The 14,564-nt window shown below is 63.5% G+C and carries 14 protein-coding genes; 4 read left to right on the top strand and 10 right to left on the bottom strand.

Going from position 1 to position 14,564, the window contains the following annotated elements; genetic code table 11:
* On the bottom strand, positions 1 to 321 hold the full coding sequence (gene clpS, locus Q8J98_RS01190; protein WP_305292807.1) for an ATP-dependent Clp protease adapter ClpS: 321 nt from the start codon (positions 319 to 321) through the stop codon (positions 1 to 3).
* A 414-nt stretch (positions 322 to 735) separates the two neighbouring features.
* Here clpS and Q8J98_RS01185 point away from each other — a divergent pair, with 414 nt between their 5' ends.
* Positions 736 to 2,754: a serine hydrolase gene (locus tag Q8J98_RS01185; RefSeq protein WP_370868040.1), complete on the top strand. Its 2,019-nt coding sequence runs from the start codon at positions 736 to 738 to the stop codon at positions 2,752 to 2,754.
* Positions 2,755 to 2,764: 10 nt separating this feature from the next.
* Here Q8J98_RS01185 and ccoS read toward each other — a convergent pair whose 3' ends face one another.
* The 8 genes from ccoS to ccoN form a co-directional block, all read right to left on the bottom strand.
* Entirely contained in the window at positions 2,765 to 2,923 is a 159-nt protein-coding gene (ccoS, locus tag Q8J98_RS01180; protein ID WP_305183511.1) for a cbb3-type cytochrome oxidase assembly protein CcoS, read from the bottom strand.
* A gap of 7 nt (positions 2,924 to 2,930) precedes the next feature.
* Positions 2,931 to 5,135 (bottom strand): heavy metal translocating P-type ATPase, encoded by a 2,205-nt coding sequence (locus Q8J98_RS01175; RefSeq protein WP_305292712.1) that lies wholly within the window; start codon positions 5,133 to 5,135, stop codon positions 2,931 to 2,933.
* A 4-nt stretch (positions 5,136 to 5,139) separates the two neighbouring features.
* Positions 5,140 to 5,595, bottom strand: a complete 456-nt coding sequence (locus Q8J98_RS01170; protein ID WP_305292710.1) for a FixH family protein — start codon at positions 5,593 to 5,595, stop codon at positions 5,140 to 5,142.
* A gap of 2 nt (positions 5,596 to 5,597) precedes the next feature.
* Complete coding sequence (gene ccoG, locus Q8J98_RS01165; protein ID WP_305292709.1) at positions 5,598 to 7,055, bottom strand: cytochrome c oxidase accessory protein CcoG; 1,458 nt, start codon at positions 7,053 to 7,055, stop codon at positions 5,598 to 5,600.
* A 259-nt stretch (positions 7,056 to 7,314) separates the two neighbouring features.
* Entirely contained in the window at positions 7,315 to 8,190 is an 876-nt protein-coding gene (gene ccoP / locus Q8J98_RS01160) for a cytochrome-c oxidase, cbb3-type subunit III (RefSeq protein WP_305292707.1), read from the bottom strand.
* On the bottom strand, positions 8,187 to 8,414 hold the full coding sequence (locus tag Q8J98_RS01155; RefSeq protein WP_305183516.1) for a cbb3-type cytochrome c oxidase subunit 3: 228 nt from the start codon (positions 8,412 to 8,414) through the stop codon (positions 8,187 to 8,189). Before Q8J98_RS01155 ends, ccoP begins: the two co-directional genes overlap by 4 nt.
* A gap of 11 nt (positions 8,415 to 8,425) precedes the next feature.
* A complete protein-coding gene (ccoO, locus tag Q8J98_RS01150) occupies positions 8,426 to 9,151 on the bottom strand; it encodes a cytochrome-c oxidase, cbb3-type subunit II (protein ID WP_305292705.1) in 726 nt (241 codons plus the stop codon).
* A gap of 13 nt (positions 9,152 to 9,164) precedes the next feature.
* The gene (ccoN, locus tag Q8J98_RS01145) at positions 9,165 to 10,766 is read right to left on the bottom strand and encodes a cytochrome-c oxidase, cbb3-type subunit I (RefSeq protein WP_305292703.1); all 1,602 of its coding nucleotides are present in this window, start codon (positions 10,764 to 10,766) and stop codon (positions 9,165 to 9,167) included.
* 251 nt (positions 10,767 to 11,017) lie between these two features.
* Between ccoN and Q8J98_RS01140 the strand changes: the two genes are divergently transcribed.
* Both Q8J98_RS01140 and Q8J98_RS01135 read left to right on the top strand, forming a co-directional pair.
* The gene (locus tag Q8J98_RS01140) at positions 11,018 to 11,857 is read left to right on the top strand and encodes a universal stress protein (RefSeq protein WP_305183519.1); all 840 of its coding nucleotides are present in this window, start codon (positions 11,018 to 11,020) and stop codon (positions 11,855 to 11,857) included.
* A 77-nt stretch (positions 11,858 to 11,934) separates the two neighbouring features.
* Positions 11,935 to 12,327, top strand: a complete 393-nt coding sequence (locus Q8J98_RS01135; protein WP_305292701.1) for a GFA family protein — start codon at positions 11,935 to 11,937, stop codon at positions 12,325 to 12,327.
* A gap of 57 nt (positions 12,328 to 12,384) precedes the next feature.
* On the opposite strand, the gene fnrL is transcribed toward Q8J98_RS01135, so the two are convergent.
* The gene (fnrL, locus tag Q8J98_RS01130; RefSeq protein WP_305183521.1) at positions 12,385 to 13,131 is read right to left on the bottom strand and encodes a transcriptional regulator FnrL; all 747 of its coding nucleotides are present in this window, start codon (positions 13,129 to 13,131) and stop codon (positions 12,385 to 12,387) included.
* A 58-nt stretch (positions 13,132 to 13,189) separates the two neighbouring features.
* On the opposite strand from fnrL, the gene hemN reads away from it, so the two are divergent.
* Positions 13,190 to 14,545, top strand: a complete 1,356-nt coding sequence (gene hemN / locus Q8J98_RS01125) for an oxygen-independent coproporphyrinogen III oxidase (RefSeq protein ID WP_305292699.1) — start codon at positions 13,190 to 13,192, stop codon at positions 14,543 to 14,545.
* Positions 14,546 to 14,564 lie beyond the last annotated feature (19 nt).

The raw sequence follows: 14,564 nt of genomic DNA, 5'->3' as shown, positions 1-14,564 counted from the left end.
CTATTCCTTTTCCATCGTGCATTGCAGCGGGTGCTGGTGGCGGCGGGCAAAATCCATCACCTGCGCGACCTTGGTCTCGGCAATCTCGAAGCTGAACACCCCGACCACCGCCAGGCCCTTCTTGTGCACCGTCAGCATGATCTCGAAAGCGGCCGCGTGCCCCAGCCCGAAGAACCGCTCCAGAATGTGCACCACGAACTCCATCGGCGTGTAATCATCGTTCAGAAGCAATACCTTGTAAAGCGGCGGGCGCTCGGTTTTCGTGCGTGTCCTGGTCGCGACGCCGGTGCGGCCATCTGGGTCGTCCTCGCGGTCGGCCATGATGTCGGGGCGACGGGTCACGCAGTCTCCTTGCGGGAATCGGATTCAATCGGGTTATCGCAATATAGGCGGATTGGCAGCGCTGAAAACCCCTGCCATTCGCGCGCCTCTGGCGGATCATGCGATATCCCCGGTCCGGGCCTTGAACCTGGCGCGTTGCCCGGTGGTTGCCAGCCCCGCCGAGTGGGCAGGCGCGCGCATGGCCGCCGTGCTGGCGCAGAGCGGTTGCCGGAATATCTGGTAGCTGACCGCCCACGCACCACCAAGCCTTGATCCATGCGCATGATGCACCTGAACAACAGCCCGAAAGTCATTGAATTATGGGTGTTTTCAGAAGCGGAGTGGCGTGCTAACCTTGCCGCGAGCAATGATGCCCCGGAAAACAAGGGGCGCGAGGCAGTGAAGGGCAGACTGGTGACCAGGCTTTCGCACTGGGTCCGTTACGGGCTTATGTCGATGTTTCTGATTCTGGTGCCGTTCATGGCATCGACAGCGCCTTATGCGGCGCTGGTGATGGACGCACGCACCGGTGAAGTGCTTTATTCGACCAACGCCGATACCCGCCTGCACCCCGCATCATTGACCAAGATGATGACGCTTTACGTCACCTTCGAGGCCATCGAACGCGGCGAGATCAGCCTTGATACAATGGTTACGGTTTCCGCGCGCGCGGCCGCCGAACAGCCCTCGCGGCTCGGTCTGCGCGCTGGCCAGAAGATTGCCCTGCGCTACCTGATCCGCGCTGCCGCAATCAAATCGGCCAATGACGCGGCCACGGCGATTGCCGAGGCGGTAGGTGGCTCGGTCCCGGCTTTTGCCGCGCGGATGAACCGCACCGCCAACGCGATCGGGATGAAGAACTCAACCTTCAAGAATGCCAATGGCCTGACCGAAACCGGGCATCTTTCGACCGCCCGCGACCTCACGCTGCTGGGGCGGCGGCTGTTTTACGACTATCCCGAATACTACAACCTGTTTTCGCGCCGCTCTGCCGATGCAGGCATGGCCTCGGTCAGCAACACCAATGCGCGCTTTCTTGACAGTTATGAGGGCGCTGACGGCATCAAGACCGGCTTCACGCAAGCTGCGGGCTTCAATTTGACCGCTTCCGCCGAACGCAGCGGCAAGCGCATCATCGCGACGGTCATGGGTGGAACATCCACGCCGCAGCGTAATGCCAAAATGGCGGAACTGCTGGATCTCGGGTTTTCCAAGGCACCAAGCCGGGTGCGCGAGGTGCGTCCCGCGCCGCCGGTTTACCCGGCCACGCCGCCGCCGCCCGTAGCGCAAGGCAGCACCGGGGCCAAGACCGTTCGCGTCTCTGGCCTGGTCACGAGCAGCCCACGACCGACCCGGCGTCCCGCAGCAGAGCCTGACGCAGAAGCCGCTCTCGTCGCAGCGGTCGAGCCGCCGCCCGGTCCGGTTTTTGCCGCCAGCGAAGCACCACAACCCGAAACGCTGAGCCTCGCTGAGGTACCCTTGCCGATACCGCGCCCCGAGGCCGAGGTGGTCGAACCCGCAGAACCGGTTGAGCCACAATTCGCGCAAAGCGCGCCGCCGCAACCCGAAACTCTGGCGCTGCTGGCGGCCCCAACGGGATCGCCCCTGGTGGCAGTCGCGGCGGCCCCAGCCGCCGAGGTTTCGGCAGCGCTGGCCGAGACCGTCGCCGTGGCAGAAACGCCCGGTTCGGCACAACCGGAACCGGCTCTAGCCGACGCAGCACCGGCACCTGAGCTTGTCGCAGTAGCCGCCATTGCGGCTCCCTCACCACTCGCACTGTCCGCCTCGCCCCGTCCGCTTCGCGCCCCACGCCCGGCGCTTGTGGCAGAGCCCGCCAACGCGACAATTGCCGGTAACGCGGTCTTGCCTGCGCAAACCTCGCCTCTTGCGCCCGCCGCCGCGGCAACCGAAGCCGCACCCGTGCTCGCCGAAGCTGCGCCAGGTTCGGCCGCTGCGCCTGCGCCCCTCGCCGCCGAAACCGACACGTCGCCGGTGCGGCCGATGTTTGCCGCCAGCGAGCCCGCGCAGCCCGAAACCATGCTGCTCGCCGCCGCCGGTCCTGGCCCCGCCGCGCCTTCACCCGCCGCCGAAGCGAGCCCGGTGCCGCGACCAGAGGGGCTTATCCTCACCGCGCTGACCCCCCCGGCACCGGTGCCGCAAGCCATTCCCGAGGTTATCACGCGCCTTTCCACCTCGGGCGGTCAGGGTTGGGGTGTGTCGCTTGGAAAATTCACGACAAGCTATCAGGCAGAGCGTGTCTTGCTGCAAACAGCGTTGATGGAGGCCGAAACACTTGGCGACGCGCTGCGCAAGGTCGCAAACCGCCGGGGCGGGTTCGATGCAACTTTCGTCGGAATGCCGCAGGAACTTGCCGAGATGGCCTGCCGCCGCCTTGTCGCCCGGCAGCTTGAATGCTCGGTAATCGGTCCCTGAACCGGGCAGCTCAGGGTTTGGGGTGGTCGTCCCATTCGGCGTTCAGTATGCGCTCGGCATCGCCCTTGGGGTCTTCATACTGCCGGTGCCGCAAGCTCCAGACAAACGCCAGAAGGCCGATACCGCCCAGCGCCAGCGAGGTCGGGATCAGATAGACCAGCGCATCCATCGGTATCTCACTTCAGCCTGAGCGAATTCAACGACACCGTAACGGATGAAAGAGACATCGCCAAGGCCGCAGCAAGCGGCGTGGCAAAACCGAGAATCGCAATTGGCACTGCGACCACGTTATAGATAAGTGAAATGGCGAAGTTCTGCTTGATCCGCCGCCGCGCCTGCACCGCCACCCGGACCGCATCTGCGACCGGCCCAAGGTCAGCACCCAAGAGCACAATGTCAGACGCCGTGCGCGCCGCATCAAGCGCCGAGGCGGGCGAGATCGAAACATGGGCCCCGGCAAGCGCCGCCGTATCATTCAACCCGTCGCCGACCATCAGCACCCTTGCGCCACTGGCCGAAAGCGCCGCCACCAGCGCTGCTTTTTCGGCAGGCAGACAACCGGCGTGCCAATGCGCGATGCCAAGCCGCGCCGCCAGCGCCGAAACCGCCCCGGAGGTGTCGCCCGAGACCAGATGCACGGTCTTGCCCGCCGCCAGAAACGCCCGCACAGCTTCCTCGGCACCGGGGCGCAGGCGGTCTGCAAAGGCGATGGAAATCGGCGCGCGCGTCCCAACCTGCAAATGTGTGGCGGTCATCTCGCCGGGTGCGGCACCAACCCAGTCGGCGCGCCCCAGCCGCACCCGCTCGCCCTGCCAGAGCCCTTCGATGCCATAACCCGGAACCTCGCGCAGATCGCTCACCGCTGCCGGCACCACCGCCAGCCCACGCGCGGCCTCGGCCAGCGCCAATGCAAGCGGATGCCCAGAAGCCTCGGCCAGCGCCGCCGCCACCGCCAGATCGCCCTCGGCCAGGTCGGCAATGTTTTGTGGTTCAGGCGCGCCCATGGTCAGGGTGCCGGTTTTGTCAAACAGCACCGTATCGACCTCGGCAAGCCGTTCGAGCGCGGTGCCATCCTTGATCAGCATGCCCTTGCGAAAAAGCTTGCCCGAGGCGGAGGTGACAACCGCAGGCACCGCAAGCCCAAGGGCGCAGGGGCAGGTGATGATCAAGACCGCCGCCGCAATGTTGATCGCCAGCCGCACATCGCCACCCGAAACCTGCAACCAGCCCAGAAATGCGGCAAAGGCGGTAAGGTGCACGAACGGCGAGTAGAACGAGGCCATGCGCTCGGCAAGCGAGGTATAGCGGTTCTTGGCGCTTTCCGCAGCCGCCACCAGATCGGCCATGCGGTGCAGCGAGCTTGCCCGCCCCGCCGCCGTGACCCGCAGCACAAGCGGCCCGGTCAGGTTCACCTCGCCGGTGCTGAGCGCCGATCCCGGCCCCGCCCAGACCGGCAGGCTTTCGCCGGTCAACAGCGCGCGGTCCATCTCGGATGTGCCCTCGGTCACTTCGCCATCGGCGGGCACCCGCGCGCCGGGGCGGATGCGGATGAGATCGCCCGGAACAAGCTCGCCCACCGGCACCGTCAGCTCCTGCCCGTCGCGCAGAAGTTGCGCGCGCGGCACCTCGAGCGCTGCCAGTTCCTCTGCCGCCGAGCGCGCCACAGCGCGGGTTCGATAGTCGAGGTAGCGGCCGATCAGGAGGAAAAAGGTCAGCATCACCGCCGCATCGAAATAGGCGTGATGGCCGGAATGTGCCGTTTCATAAACCGAGATCGACGAGGCAAGAATGATCGCCAGCGAGATCGGCACATCCATTCCCAGTCGCCCGCCCTTCAAGCTGGCCCAGGCGCTGGAGAAGAACGGCTGCCCGGCGAAAACCACCGTAGGCAGCGCGATTGCTGCGGAAATCCAGTGAAAGAGATCGCGGGTTGCAGCCTCGGCACCCGACCAGACCGCCACCGACAGCAGCATGATGTTCATCATTGCAAAGCCGGAAACACCGATCCGCATGAGAATGTCGCGTCCGCGTTTATCGGCTTGGGTGGCGCTCAGCACATCGGGGTCCAGCTCGTGCGCCTCGTAGCCGATGCGGGTCAGCCGCGCCACCAGATCGGCGGCCTCAACCCCCGGCTCGGCGTCAACGCTGACCCGCCTAAGCGTCAGGTTGACCCGTGCCGAACGCACCTGCGGGTGCCGTTCCAGCTCGTGCTCAACATCAACAATGCAGGTGGCACAATGCGCGGTAGGCAGCGACAGCATCAGCCGCGCGTCTTTCGGTGCCGCCGCAGCCGCCAGCCGTTCGGCTGAGGGGGCCGCGACACAGGCCGGGCAGGCCGAAGCCTGCATGCGCATGTCTTCCTGCTCGAAGATCGCGCTCATCGCGCTAACCCTTCACCACAAAGTCGAGCCTCTGGCGGAACAGGGTGCCGTCGGTGGCGTGCGCTTCCAGGTGCAAGAGCCAGTTACCCGGCGCGAGTTCGACCGCCGCAGAATAGGCCCCCGCGACTTCGACCAGGCTCAGCACCTTGTCATCGCGCACGCTGGTCGGGCGCCCGACCAATACGCTGATATCGCGGACCTCGGCCGGCAGGCCTGCTGCATCGCGGATATTGAGGCGAAGCAGACCATCGGCATAGACCGGATCGACCACCCAGCCGAGCGCTTCCTGGGCTATGCGCTCGGAGTCGAAGTTTTGCGAGGCTACATAGGAATTGGCAACCTCCAGCCCGGGAAAGGTGCTGATCGCCTTGAACGCCATAAGCAGGTTCACCCCGATGATCACGCCGAAAGCGCTAACCGTGATGAGCAGAACCTTGCGGCCGGTCAGTGGGGCGGTCATGCTTAGTGGTCCTTTCCATTGAACACGCTGTCAGCACTTATCCGCTCGGTCCCTTCGACATCGCGCAACCAGAACCGTATGTTGGTGCGGCTTTCGTCTGCCAGATCGGAACCGCGCGGCGCGGTCACATAGACGCGTTGCAGAAGCGTTTCATCCGGGGCCACAGTTACCACATTCGCCGTGCGCCCTTCCAGTGTCAGTTGCACGGCACCTTCGTCTTCATCGAAATCGTGATCGCCTTCTGGATCGACCAGGCTGATTTCAAGCGTCGCTTCACGCGGCTGCTTGTTGCGCAGGCGCACTTCGTAGGTGTTGCGGATGGATCCATCGGCAAGCAGCACATACTGCGGGTTGCGCACCGGGCTGACGTTGAATTCAAACGGCGGTCGCATGAACAATGCCACCACCAGCGCTATTCCGATACCCGCCCAAAGCGTGAAATACATCAGCGTGCGCGGCCGGAACATGTGCTTCCAGATTTGTTTCGGATGCGCACCGGCACGTTCTGCCGCCTCGTCTTTCAGCGCCATATAGGCGACCAGACCGCGCGGTTTGCCGACCTTGTCCATCATCTCGTCACAAGCATCGATGCAAAGGCCGCAAGTGATGCATTCCAGTTGCTGACCGTCGCGGATGTCGATCCCCATCGGACAGACGTTGGCGCAGGCCATGCAGTCGATGCAATCGCCCAGCGCCTCGGCACCCTCGGCCTTGCGATGCTTGCCGCGCGGTTCGCCGCGCCATTCGCGGTAGGCGATGGTGATCGTATCCTCATCCATCATCGCCGCCTGAATGCGCGGCCATGGGCAGGCGTAAATACACATCTGCTCGCGCATGAACCCGCCAAACAGGAAGGTCGTCGCGGTCAAGACGGCAATCGTGCTGTAGGCCACCGGGTGCGCAGTGCCGTGGATCAGGTTCGATGCCAGTGCCGGGGCATCGGTGAAGTAGAACACCCAGGCACCGCCGGTGGCGAGCGCAATCAACAGCCACAGGGTCCATTTCACCAGCCGAAGCCGGAGCTTGTGCAGATCCCATTTCTGGCGCAGCAGCCGTAACTGGTTGTTGCGATCGCCATCAACCCAGCGCTCGATCAACAGGAACAGGTCGGTCCAGACCGTCTGCGGGCAGGCATAGCCGCACCAGACCCGGCCAAGTGCCGAGGTGAAAAGAAACAGGCCAAGCCCCGCCATGATCAGCAAGCCAGCGACGAAATAGAATTCATGCGGCCAGATTTCGATCATGAAAAAGAAAAACCGGCGGTTGCCAAGGTCAAGCAACACCGCCTGGTCGGGAAGCATCGGGCCGCGGTCCCAGCGGAGCCAGGGGATGAGGTAGTAGATGCCCAGCATGAAACCCAGCAGCCACCACTTCAGGGTACGGAAATTGCCCGAAACGCGGCGCGGGAACACCGGCTCGCGGGCGGCATAAAGCGGGGTATCGGGTTCAGTCTGGCTCACGGGTTCGTCTCCGGTATCGGCGGGATCAAGCACCAGATAGGGCTGCGGTCCTGGGAGCGACCATGACCTGCATCAAGAAATTCGCATTTGTGAAATACCAATCAGTGGCAAATGCGTCACGCGTCTATCAGCCAGCGCATGTGCCCCGCAACCCAGCGTGCGGGTAGAAAGGCAGGCAGCACCCCACCGACGGAAACGCGCGAACAGATCGCGGTGCCGGTGCCGCCTGAAGCGAGGCCCGAACGGGCCTCCGCATTGTTTACTCGCCGCCGCCGAGGCCGTGGACATACGAAGCCACGGCCCGCACTTCGGCCTCGCTCAGGCGCGTGGTCCAGGCGGGCATGACGCCAAAGCGGGCGTTGGTCACGGTTTGCGTGAGCGCTGCGACACTGCCGCCATATAGCCAGATCGCGTCGGTAAGGTTCGGCGCGCCAAGATCGCGGTTGCCGGTGCCGTCTTCGGCGTGGCAAGCAGCGCAGTTGTCGGCAAAGACCACTGCCCCCGCTTCGGCTTTGGCTGCATCATGTGCCTGGCCCGAAAGCTTCAGCACATATTGCACCACTTCGCCGATCTGCGCGGTTTCAAGCAACCCGTCGGCACCGAACTTCGGCATTTCCGAGTAGCGTGCATCGGCATCTTCGGTGTTGCGCACACCATGCGTGATGGTGGTGTGGATCGCCTCGATATCGCCGCCCCAGAGCCAGTCGTTATCCAGCAGGTTGGGGTAGCCTACAGCACCGTTGGCACCCGAACCGTGGCACTGCGAGCACCAGGTCGCAAACACCGCCTTGCCGGCATTGGCAGCATAAGACGCGAGTTCAGGGTCGGCCGAGATCGCGGTCAGGTCGGCCGCAACAAGTTTTGCTTCGATCGGCCCGTTCGCCGCGGCGAAACGCTTGATCTCGGCTGCCACGTCGGCGCGCGTCGAGGCACCGAGCAGGCCGGGCGTCGCGCCTTTCAGCAGCGGCCAGGCCGGGTAGGCGATCGAGTAGCCGAGCGCCCAGATGATGGTGACGTAGAAGGTCCAGAGCCACCAACGCGGAAGCGGGTTGTTGAATTCCTGGATCCCGTCCCATTCATGGCCGGTGGTGGCGACTTCGCCGGGTTTGGTCATCTTTGCAGGTGCCTTACTCATTGCTGAGCCTCCTTGATCTTGGCACCGCTATTGTGGCCGTTGCCGTTGCGGCCGACCACATCAGCGGGTTTGTCATCATGACGGAAGGGGATGTTCGCGGTGTCTTCGTGCATTTTGCGGCTTCCGGGCCGCCAGGCCCAGAAGACCACCGCCACGAAGAACAGCGTCAGTGCCAGAAGCACCCAGCTGTCGGCGAATTCCCGCAAGAGGGAGTAGCTATCCATGCCCCCGCTCCTCAGCGACTTGCCACGGGCTGGAAGGTCGAGAAATCGACCATCGTGCCCAGGACTTGCAGATAGGCCACCAGCGCGTCCATTTCGGTCAACGCTGCCTGGCCGTCGAAGTTGCGCACCTGCGCCTTGGGGTAGCGCGCCAGCAGGCCGGACGTGTCGGCGTTCGGATCAGCCTGCGCTACAAAGTCCGCCTGTGCGGCGGCGATCATTTCCGACGTGTAGGGAACGCCGACCAGCGCATGCGTCTCGACCATATCGACGATATGGGTCGGGGCGATTTCGGCGTTCATCAGGAAGCTGTACTTCGGCATCACCGATTCCGGCACCACCGACTGCGGGTTGATCAGGTGACCGACCTGCCATTCATCCGAATAGCGGCCGCCGACCCGGGCAAGGTCTGGCCCCGTCCGTTTCGACCCCCACTGGAACGGATGGTCGAACATCGATTCAGCGGCAAGGCTGTAGTGGCCATACCGCTGAACCTCGTCGCGCATCGGCCGGATCATCTGGCTGTGGCAGTTGTAGCAGCCTTCGCGGATGTAGATTTGCCGCCCCGTCAGTTCCAGCGGCGAGTAGGGCCGCATGCCTTCCACCTTTTCGATCGTGCTTTCGAGGTAGAAAAGCGGTGCGATTTCCACAATGCCGCCGACGGTCACCACCAGAAGCGAGGTTACCAGCAGAAGTGAAGCATTACGCTCGAGAGCGCCGTGTTTTTCAAGAATACCCATGTCTGCTCTCCCCTCACTCGGCCGGAACGGCGTGCACGGAAGCAGCGGCCTTGCGGGGCTGCTTGGCGACCGTCGCCCACAGGTTGTAGCACATGATCAGTGCACCGGTCAGGAACAGCGTCCCGCCCGTCGCCCGCACCACATACATCGGGAACTTGGCCGCAACGGTGTCAGCGAACGCGTTCACCAGGAAGCCGTTGGCGTCAACTTCACGCCACATCAGGCCTTCCATGATGCCCGTGACCCACATTGACGAAGCGTAAAGCACGATGCCGATGGTGGCGAGCCAGAAGTGCCAGCTGACCAGCGAGAGCGAATAGAGCCGCTCACGCGCCCAAAGCTTCGGCGTCAGGAAGTAGAGCGCGCCGAAGGTGATCATGCCATTCCAGCCCAGAGCGCCGGAGTGGACGTGACCGATGGTCCAGTCGGTGTAGTGCGACAGCGAGTTCACCGCCTTGATCGACATCATCGGACCTTCGAAGGTCGACATGCCGTAGAAACCCACCGAAACCACCATCATGCGAATGACCGGATCGGTGCGCAGCTTGTCCCAGGCACCCGAGAGCGTCATCAGGCCGTTGATCATGCCACCCCATGAAGGCATCCAGAGCATGATCGAGAACACCATGCCCAGCGTCGAAGCCCAATCAGGCAGCGCGGTGTAGTGCAAATGGTGCGGACCAGCCCAGATATAGAGGAAGATCAGTGCCCAGAAGTGCACGATCGAAAGCTTGTAGCTGTAGATCGGGCGCTCGGCCTGCTTCGGCACGAAATAGTACATCATGCCCAGGAAGCCTGCGGTCAGGAAGAAGCCCACCGCATTGTGGCCATACCACCACTGGGTCATCGCATCCTGCACGCCGCCCATCAGCTGCACCGAGACAGAGCCGAAGAACGAGACCGGCACCGCGAGGTTGTTGACGATATGCAGCATGGCGATGGTCACGATCATCGACAGGATGAACCAGTTCGCCACGTAGATGTGGGGTTCCTTGCGCTTGAACAGCGTGCCCATGTACACCAGCAGATAGGCGACCCAGACCACGGCGATCCAGATGTCGATATACCAGACGGTCTCGGCGTATTCCTTGCCTTGGGTGCCGCCCAGAACATAGGACGACGCCGCGAGCAGGATCATTACCTGCCAGCCCCAGAACACGAACCAGCCAAGCCCGCCGCCCCAGAGCCGGGTCGCGCAGGTGCGCTGCACGATGTAGAACGAGCTCATGATCAGCGCGTTGCCGCCAAAGGCGAAAATCACCGCCGAGGTATGCAGCGGCCGCAACCGGCCAAAATTCATCGTGCCATAGGCCCAATCGGGGTTGAGCCAGGGGAAGGCAAGCTGGAAGGCGATGGTGGCACCGACCAGAAAACCCACAATGCCCCATACGGCGGTTGCAATGACCCCGGCGCGAACCACGCCGTCCATGTATTCATTGGCAGGCGCGGGTTTGCGCTTGCCCATCGTGAACATGATCCAGACAAACGCCCCCGCCGCCACCAGCGCGACCTCGATTGCGTTCACCAGATAGGGCAGGTCGCGCGCGAGCGTGGCGGCATAAGCCGCCAGCACCGCGACTGCGCCAAGCGCGATCAGTTTAAGATAATCCCACATGTGAAGTGTCCCTTCGTCCCGTCATTCCCCCGAGTCTCAGGCCCGGAAAGGTTTCTCGACTGGCTTCCTTGTGATCGTCGACAGTCATTAGTTCTTTGATCTATATCAAGTCTAAGGCTCAGGTTGTGCCGTTTTGTCGCACCCCCCTGCCCCTTGCCGGGCGAAAGTTGATCCGGGTCAAGGCGAGCGTTCACAAAAATGCCTAAAGACACAACGCAAGGCCAGACCGGCCCCAGACGGAAGGAACGCCCATGAGCTACAAATCGATCTTCACCATCGTGACCGATCCGGTGGTCGCGGCATCGCAACTCGATACCGCAGTGGCCGTGGCACGGCGCGAGGATGCGCATCTTGAGGTGCTTTGCCTGGGCGTGGACCGCACCCAGACCGGTTATTATTACGCCGGCGCAACTGCCTTCATCCATCAGGAAACCATCGAGCGTGCCGAAGAAGAGGCAAAGGCAGCCGAGGCCTGGGTTCGCGGGCGGCTCGGCTCCGAAGACATCCGCTGGTCGGTCGAAAGCGCGGTGGCGCAACTTGGCGCAATCGGCTCGCTGATCGGTGCCCGGGCGCGCTTTGCCGACCTTGTCGTGCTGGCCAAACCCTACGGCCCGGGCAGAGGGCAGGATGCCGAAAGCATCGTTGAGGCCGCTCTCTTCGACGGTCAGGTGCCGGTGCTGGTGGTGCCCGACGGCGTGCGTGAACTCGCTTCGACGCGCCGCATCGTGGTTGCCTGGAACCAGAGCACCGAGGCGCTGACGGCCATCCGCCGGGCGCTGCCGATCCTGCGCGCCGCCGATCTGGTGGACATCACCATCATCGATCCGCCAACACACGGGCCCGAACGCTCGGACCCCGGTGGCCAACTCAGCCAGATGCTGGCGCGGCATGGCATCAAGGCCGAGGTCTCGGTGCTGGCGCGAACGATGCCGCGGGTCTCCGACGTGATCAACCGCCACGCGCGCGAAACCAGCGCCGACATGGTGGTGATGGGGGCTTACGGCCATTCCCGTTTCCGCGAGGCGATTCTGGGCGGTGCCACGCGGCACATGCTCGAAATGGCCGAAGTGTCGGTATTCATGGCGCATTAAGGCGCGCCGCGGCGAAGCGAGGGCGGCACCCTGACGGGGCGGGTCACCTGCGGGCTGCCGCGCGCGAGGGGTGGCAGATGGAGCGTTTCACCGGCGGTTGTCTCTGCGGCAAGGTCCGGGTTGTGGCGATAGGCCAGCCCTATCGGGTTGGCCTGTGCCACTGCCTCGACTGCCGCAAGCATCACGGGGCACTTTTCCACGCTTCCGCCGTCTTTCCGCAGGAAGCGGTGACGATCGAGGGCGAACCCCGCAGCTACGCCGGGCGGTTCTTCTGCCCCAATTGCGGCTCGCCGGTCTTCTCGCGCTCTGGCGACGAGATCGAAGTGAACCTTGGGTCGCTCGACGCCACCGATCAGTTGCAGCCGACCTACGAGCTTTGGGCGGTCCGCCGCGAAAGCTGGCTGCCGCCGTTCCCGCTCGCGCGCCACTACCCGAGGGATCGAGACAATGCGGGGCGAACCGAACCCTGACCCCGAAAGCCCGGGCCTCGCTGCCACCGCCAATACGCAGCGCCAACTGCACTGCAATCAGGCCAGAATTCCGCCGTCGGAATCATCACCCGCTTCGTTCAGCAGGCGGTCGAAATCGGGCACGGTGACATGCCGCTTGCCTTCCAGCTCGATCACCCCCTCGCGACGAAGCGCGGAGATCTGCCGGCTCACGGTTTCCAGCGTCAGGCCCAGATAATCAGCCATAGCTTCGCGCGTCAGCGGCAGATCGAACACCATCCTGCCGCGGGTGACCCGCAGCTTCACCGCCGCATCGCGCTGCGCCACGATGGCAAGCAAGCTCGCGATTTTCTCACGCGCCGTCTTGCGGCCCAGAAGCAGCATCCATTCACGCGCTGAATCAAGTTCGTCCAGCGTCATTTCCAGAAGGCGCTGCGCGATATGCGGGGTGCGGAACATCAGGTCTTCAAACGGCTTCTTGCGAAAGCAACACATCATCAGGTTGGTTGTTGCGCTGATATTGTAGGGCGCGAACTCTCGCCCCGGCCGCCCGACGAAATCGGAGGGCAGCAAAAGCCCCACCATCTGCGTGCGCCCGTCTTCCATGGTCTGCGTCAGCGTGGCGATGCCGGATACCACCGAAGCCACGAAATCCATCTTGTCGCCCGACCAGATCACCATCTGGCCCGCTTCGAAACTCCGATAGTATTTGATCTCTTCCAGAATGGCCAATTCCTGCGCGTCGCAACGCGCACAGACCGCACGATGCCGGATCGGACAATCCGAGCAGGACGGCGAAACCGGATGGATGTCGTCGGGGGCCATGGGCTCACTTTGATTTGGGTCAATGTTCGTCAGCACGTCGGCCCCTAATGATACCGGTATGAATCAAGAATCGCAACTCACCCGACTCGGACTATTCGACGCACGGGTGCCCCGCTATACAAGCTACCCGACTGCCCCGCACTTTTCCGATTCCGTCGGACCGGCGCAGTTTGCCGAATGGATCGAGGCGATCCCCGCGGGGTCATCGATTTCGCTCTACATGCATGTGCCGTTTTGCCGGACACTGTGCTGGTTCTGCGCCTGCCGCACCCAGGGCACGCAGTCCGATGACCCGGTGCGCGCCTACGCCGAAGTATTGCTGGCCGAGTTGAAAATGCTCAAGGAAAGGCTGGCCCCTGGGGTCACCCTGTCGCGCCTGCATTGGGGCGGCGGCACCCCAACCCTGATGCCGCCCGACATGATCCGCCGCGTCGCAGCCGCGGTTTACGAAGCGGTTCCGATGGGCGAAGGTGCCGAGTTCTCGGTGGAAATCGACCCCAATGAAATTGACGACGCGCGCATGGATGCGCTGGCAGAATCAGGGCTCAACCGCGCCTCGATCGGGGTGCAGGATTTCGACCCCGAAATCCAGAAGGTGATCGGGCGCGAACAAAGCTACGAGGTGACCGCCGGGGCCGTCGCGATGATTCGTGCGCGCGGCGTGGCCTCGCTCAACGCCGATATTCTTTACGGCCTGCCGCACCAGACCGAAGCGCGGATCAGTGAAAGCGTGAACAAGCTTCTCAGCCTCCGCCCCGACCGGGTAGCGCTTTACGGCTATGCGCATGTGCCGTGGATGGCGCGGCGGCAGGTGATGATTCCCACCGACCATCTGCCAACCCCGCAAGAGCGGCTGCAGCTGTTTGAAACCGCGCGGCGGCTGTTTGTGGCAGCGGGATACGACGAGATCGGCATCGACCATTTCGCGCTGCCCACCGACGGGCTGGCACGGGCGCTGAAGGCAGGGCAGCTCAAGCGCAACTTCCAGGGCTATACCGACGATCAGGCCCCGGTGCTGGTCGGCCTCGGGGCCTCGTCGATCTCGCGGTTTCCGCAAGGGTTTGCCCAAAATGCCCCCGCCACCTCGGCGCATACCCAGGCGATCCGCGCGGCGCGCTTTTCTACCGTGCGCGGCCATGTCTTCACCCCCGAAGACCTGCTGCGGGCGCGCCTGATCGAGGCGATCATGTGCGACTTCCGCATTGATGCGGAAGAAATTCTCCGAAGCTTCTCGATCACGCCAGCGCGGCTTGCCGAAATGTTCGCCGCCACCAAGGCGGTCTTCGGCGAGATGGTCGAAATATCGCCTGCCGGTCTCTTCATCCCCGAGCCCGCGCGCCCGCTGACGCGAATGATCGCGCGCAGTTTCGACGCCTATGATCTATCGAAGTCCGGTCATTCCTCGGCAATCTGAACGTCTTCTGCTATCTGCG

The organism is Phaeovulum sp., assembly GCF_030684035.1.
GTDB lineage: Bacteria > Pseudomonadota > Alphaproteobacteria > Rhodobacterales > Rhodobacteraceae > UBA6213.
Note: the sequence above shows the minus strand (reverse complement) of the source record. Positions and strands in the feature narration are given on the sequence as shown.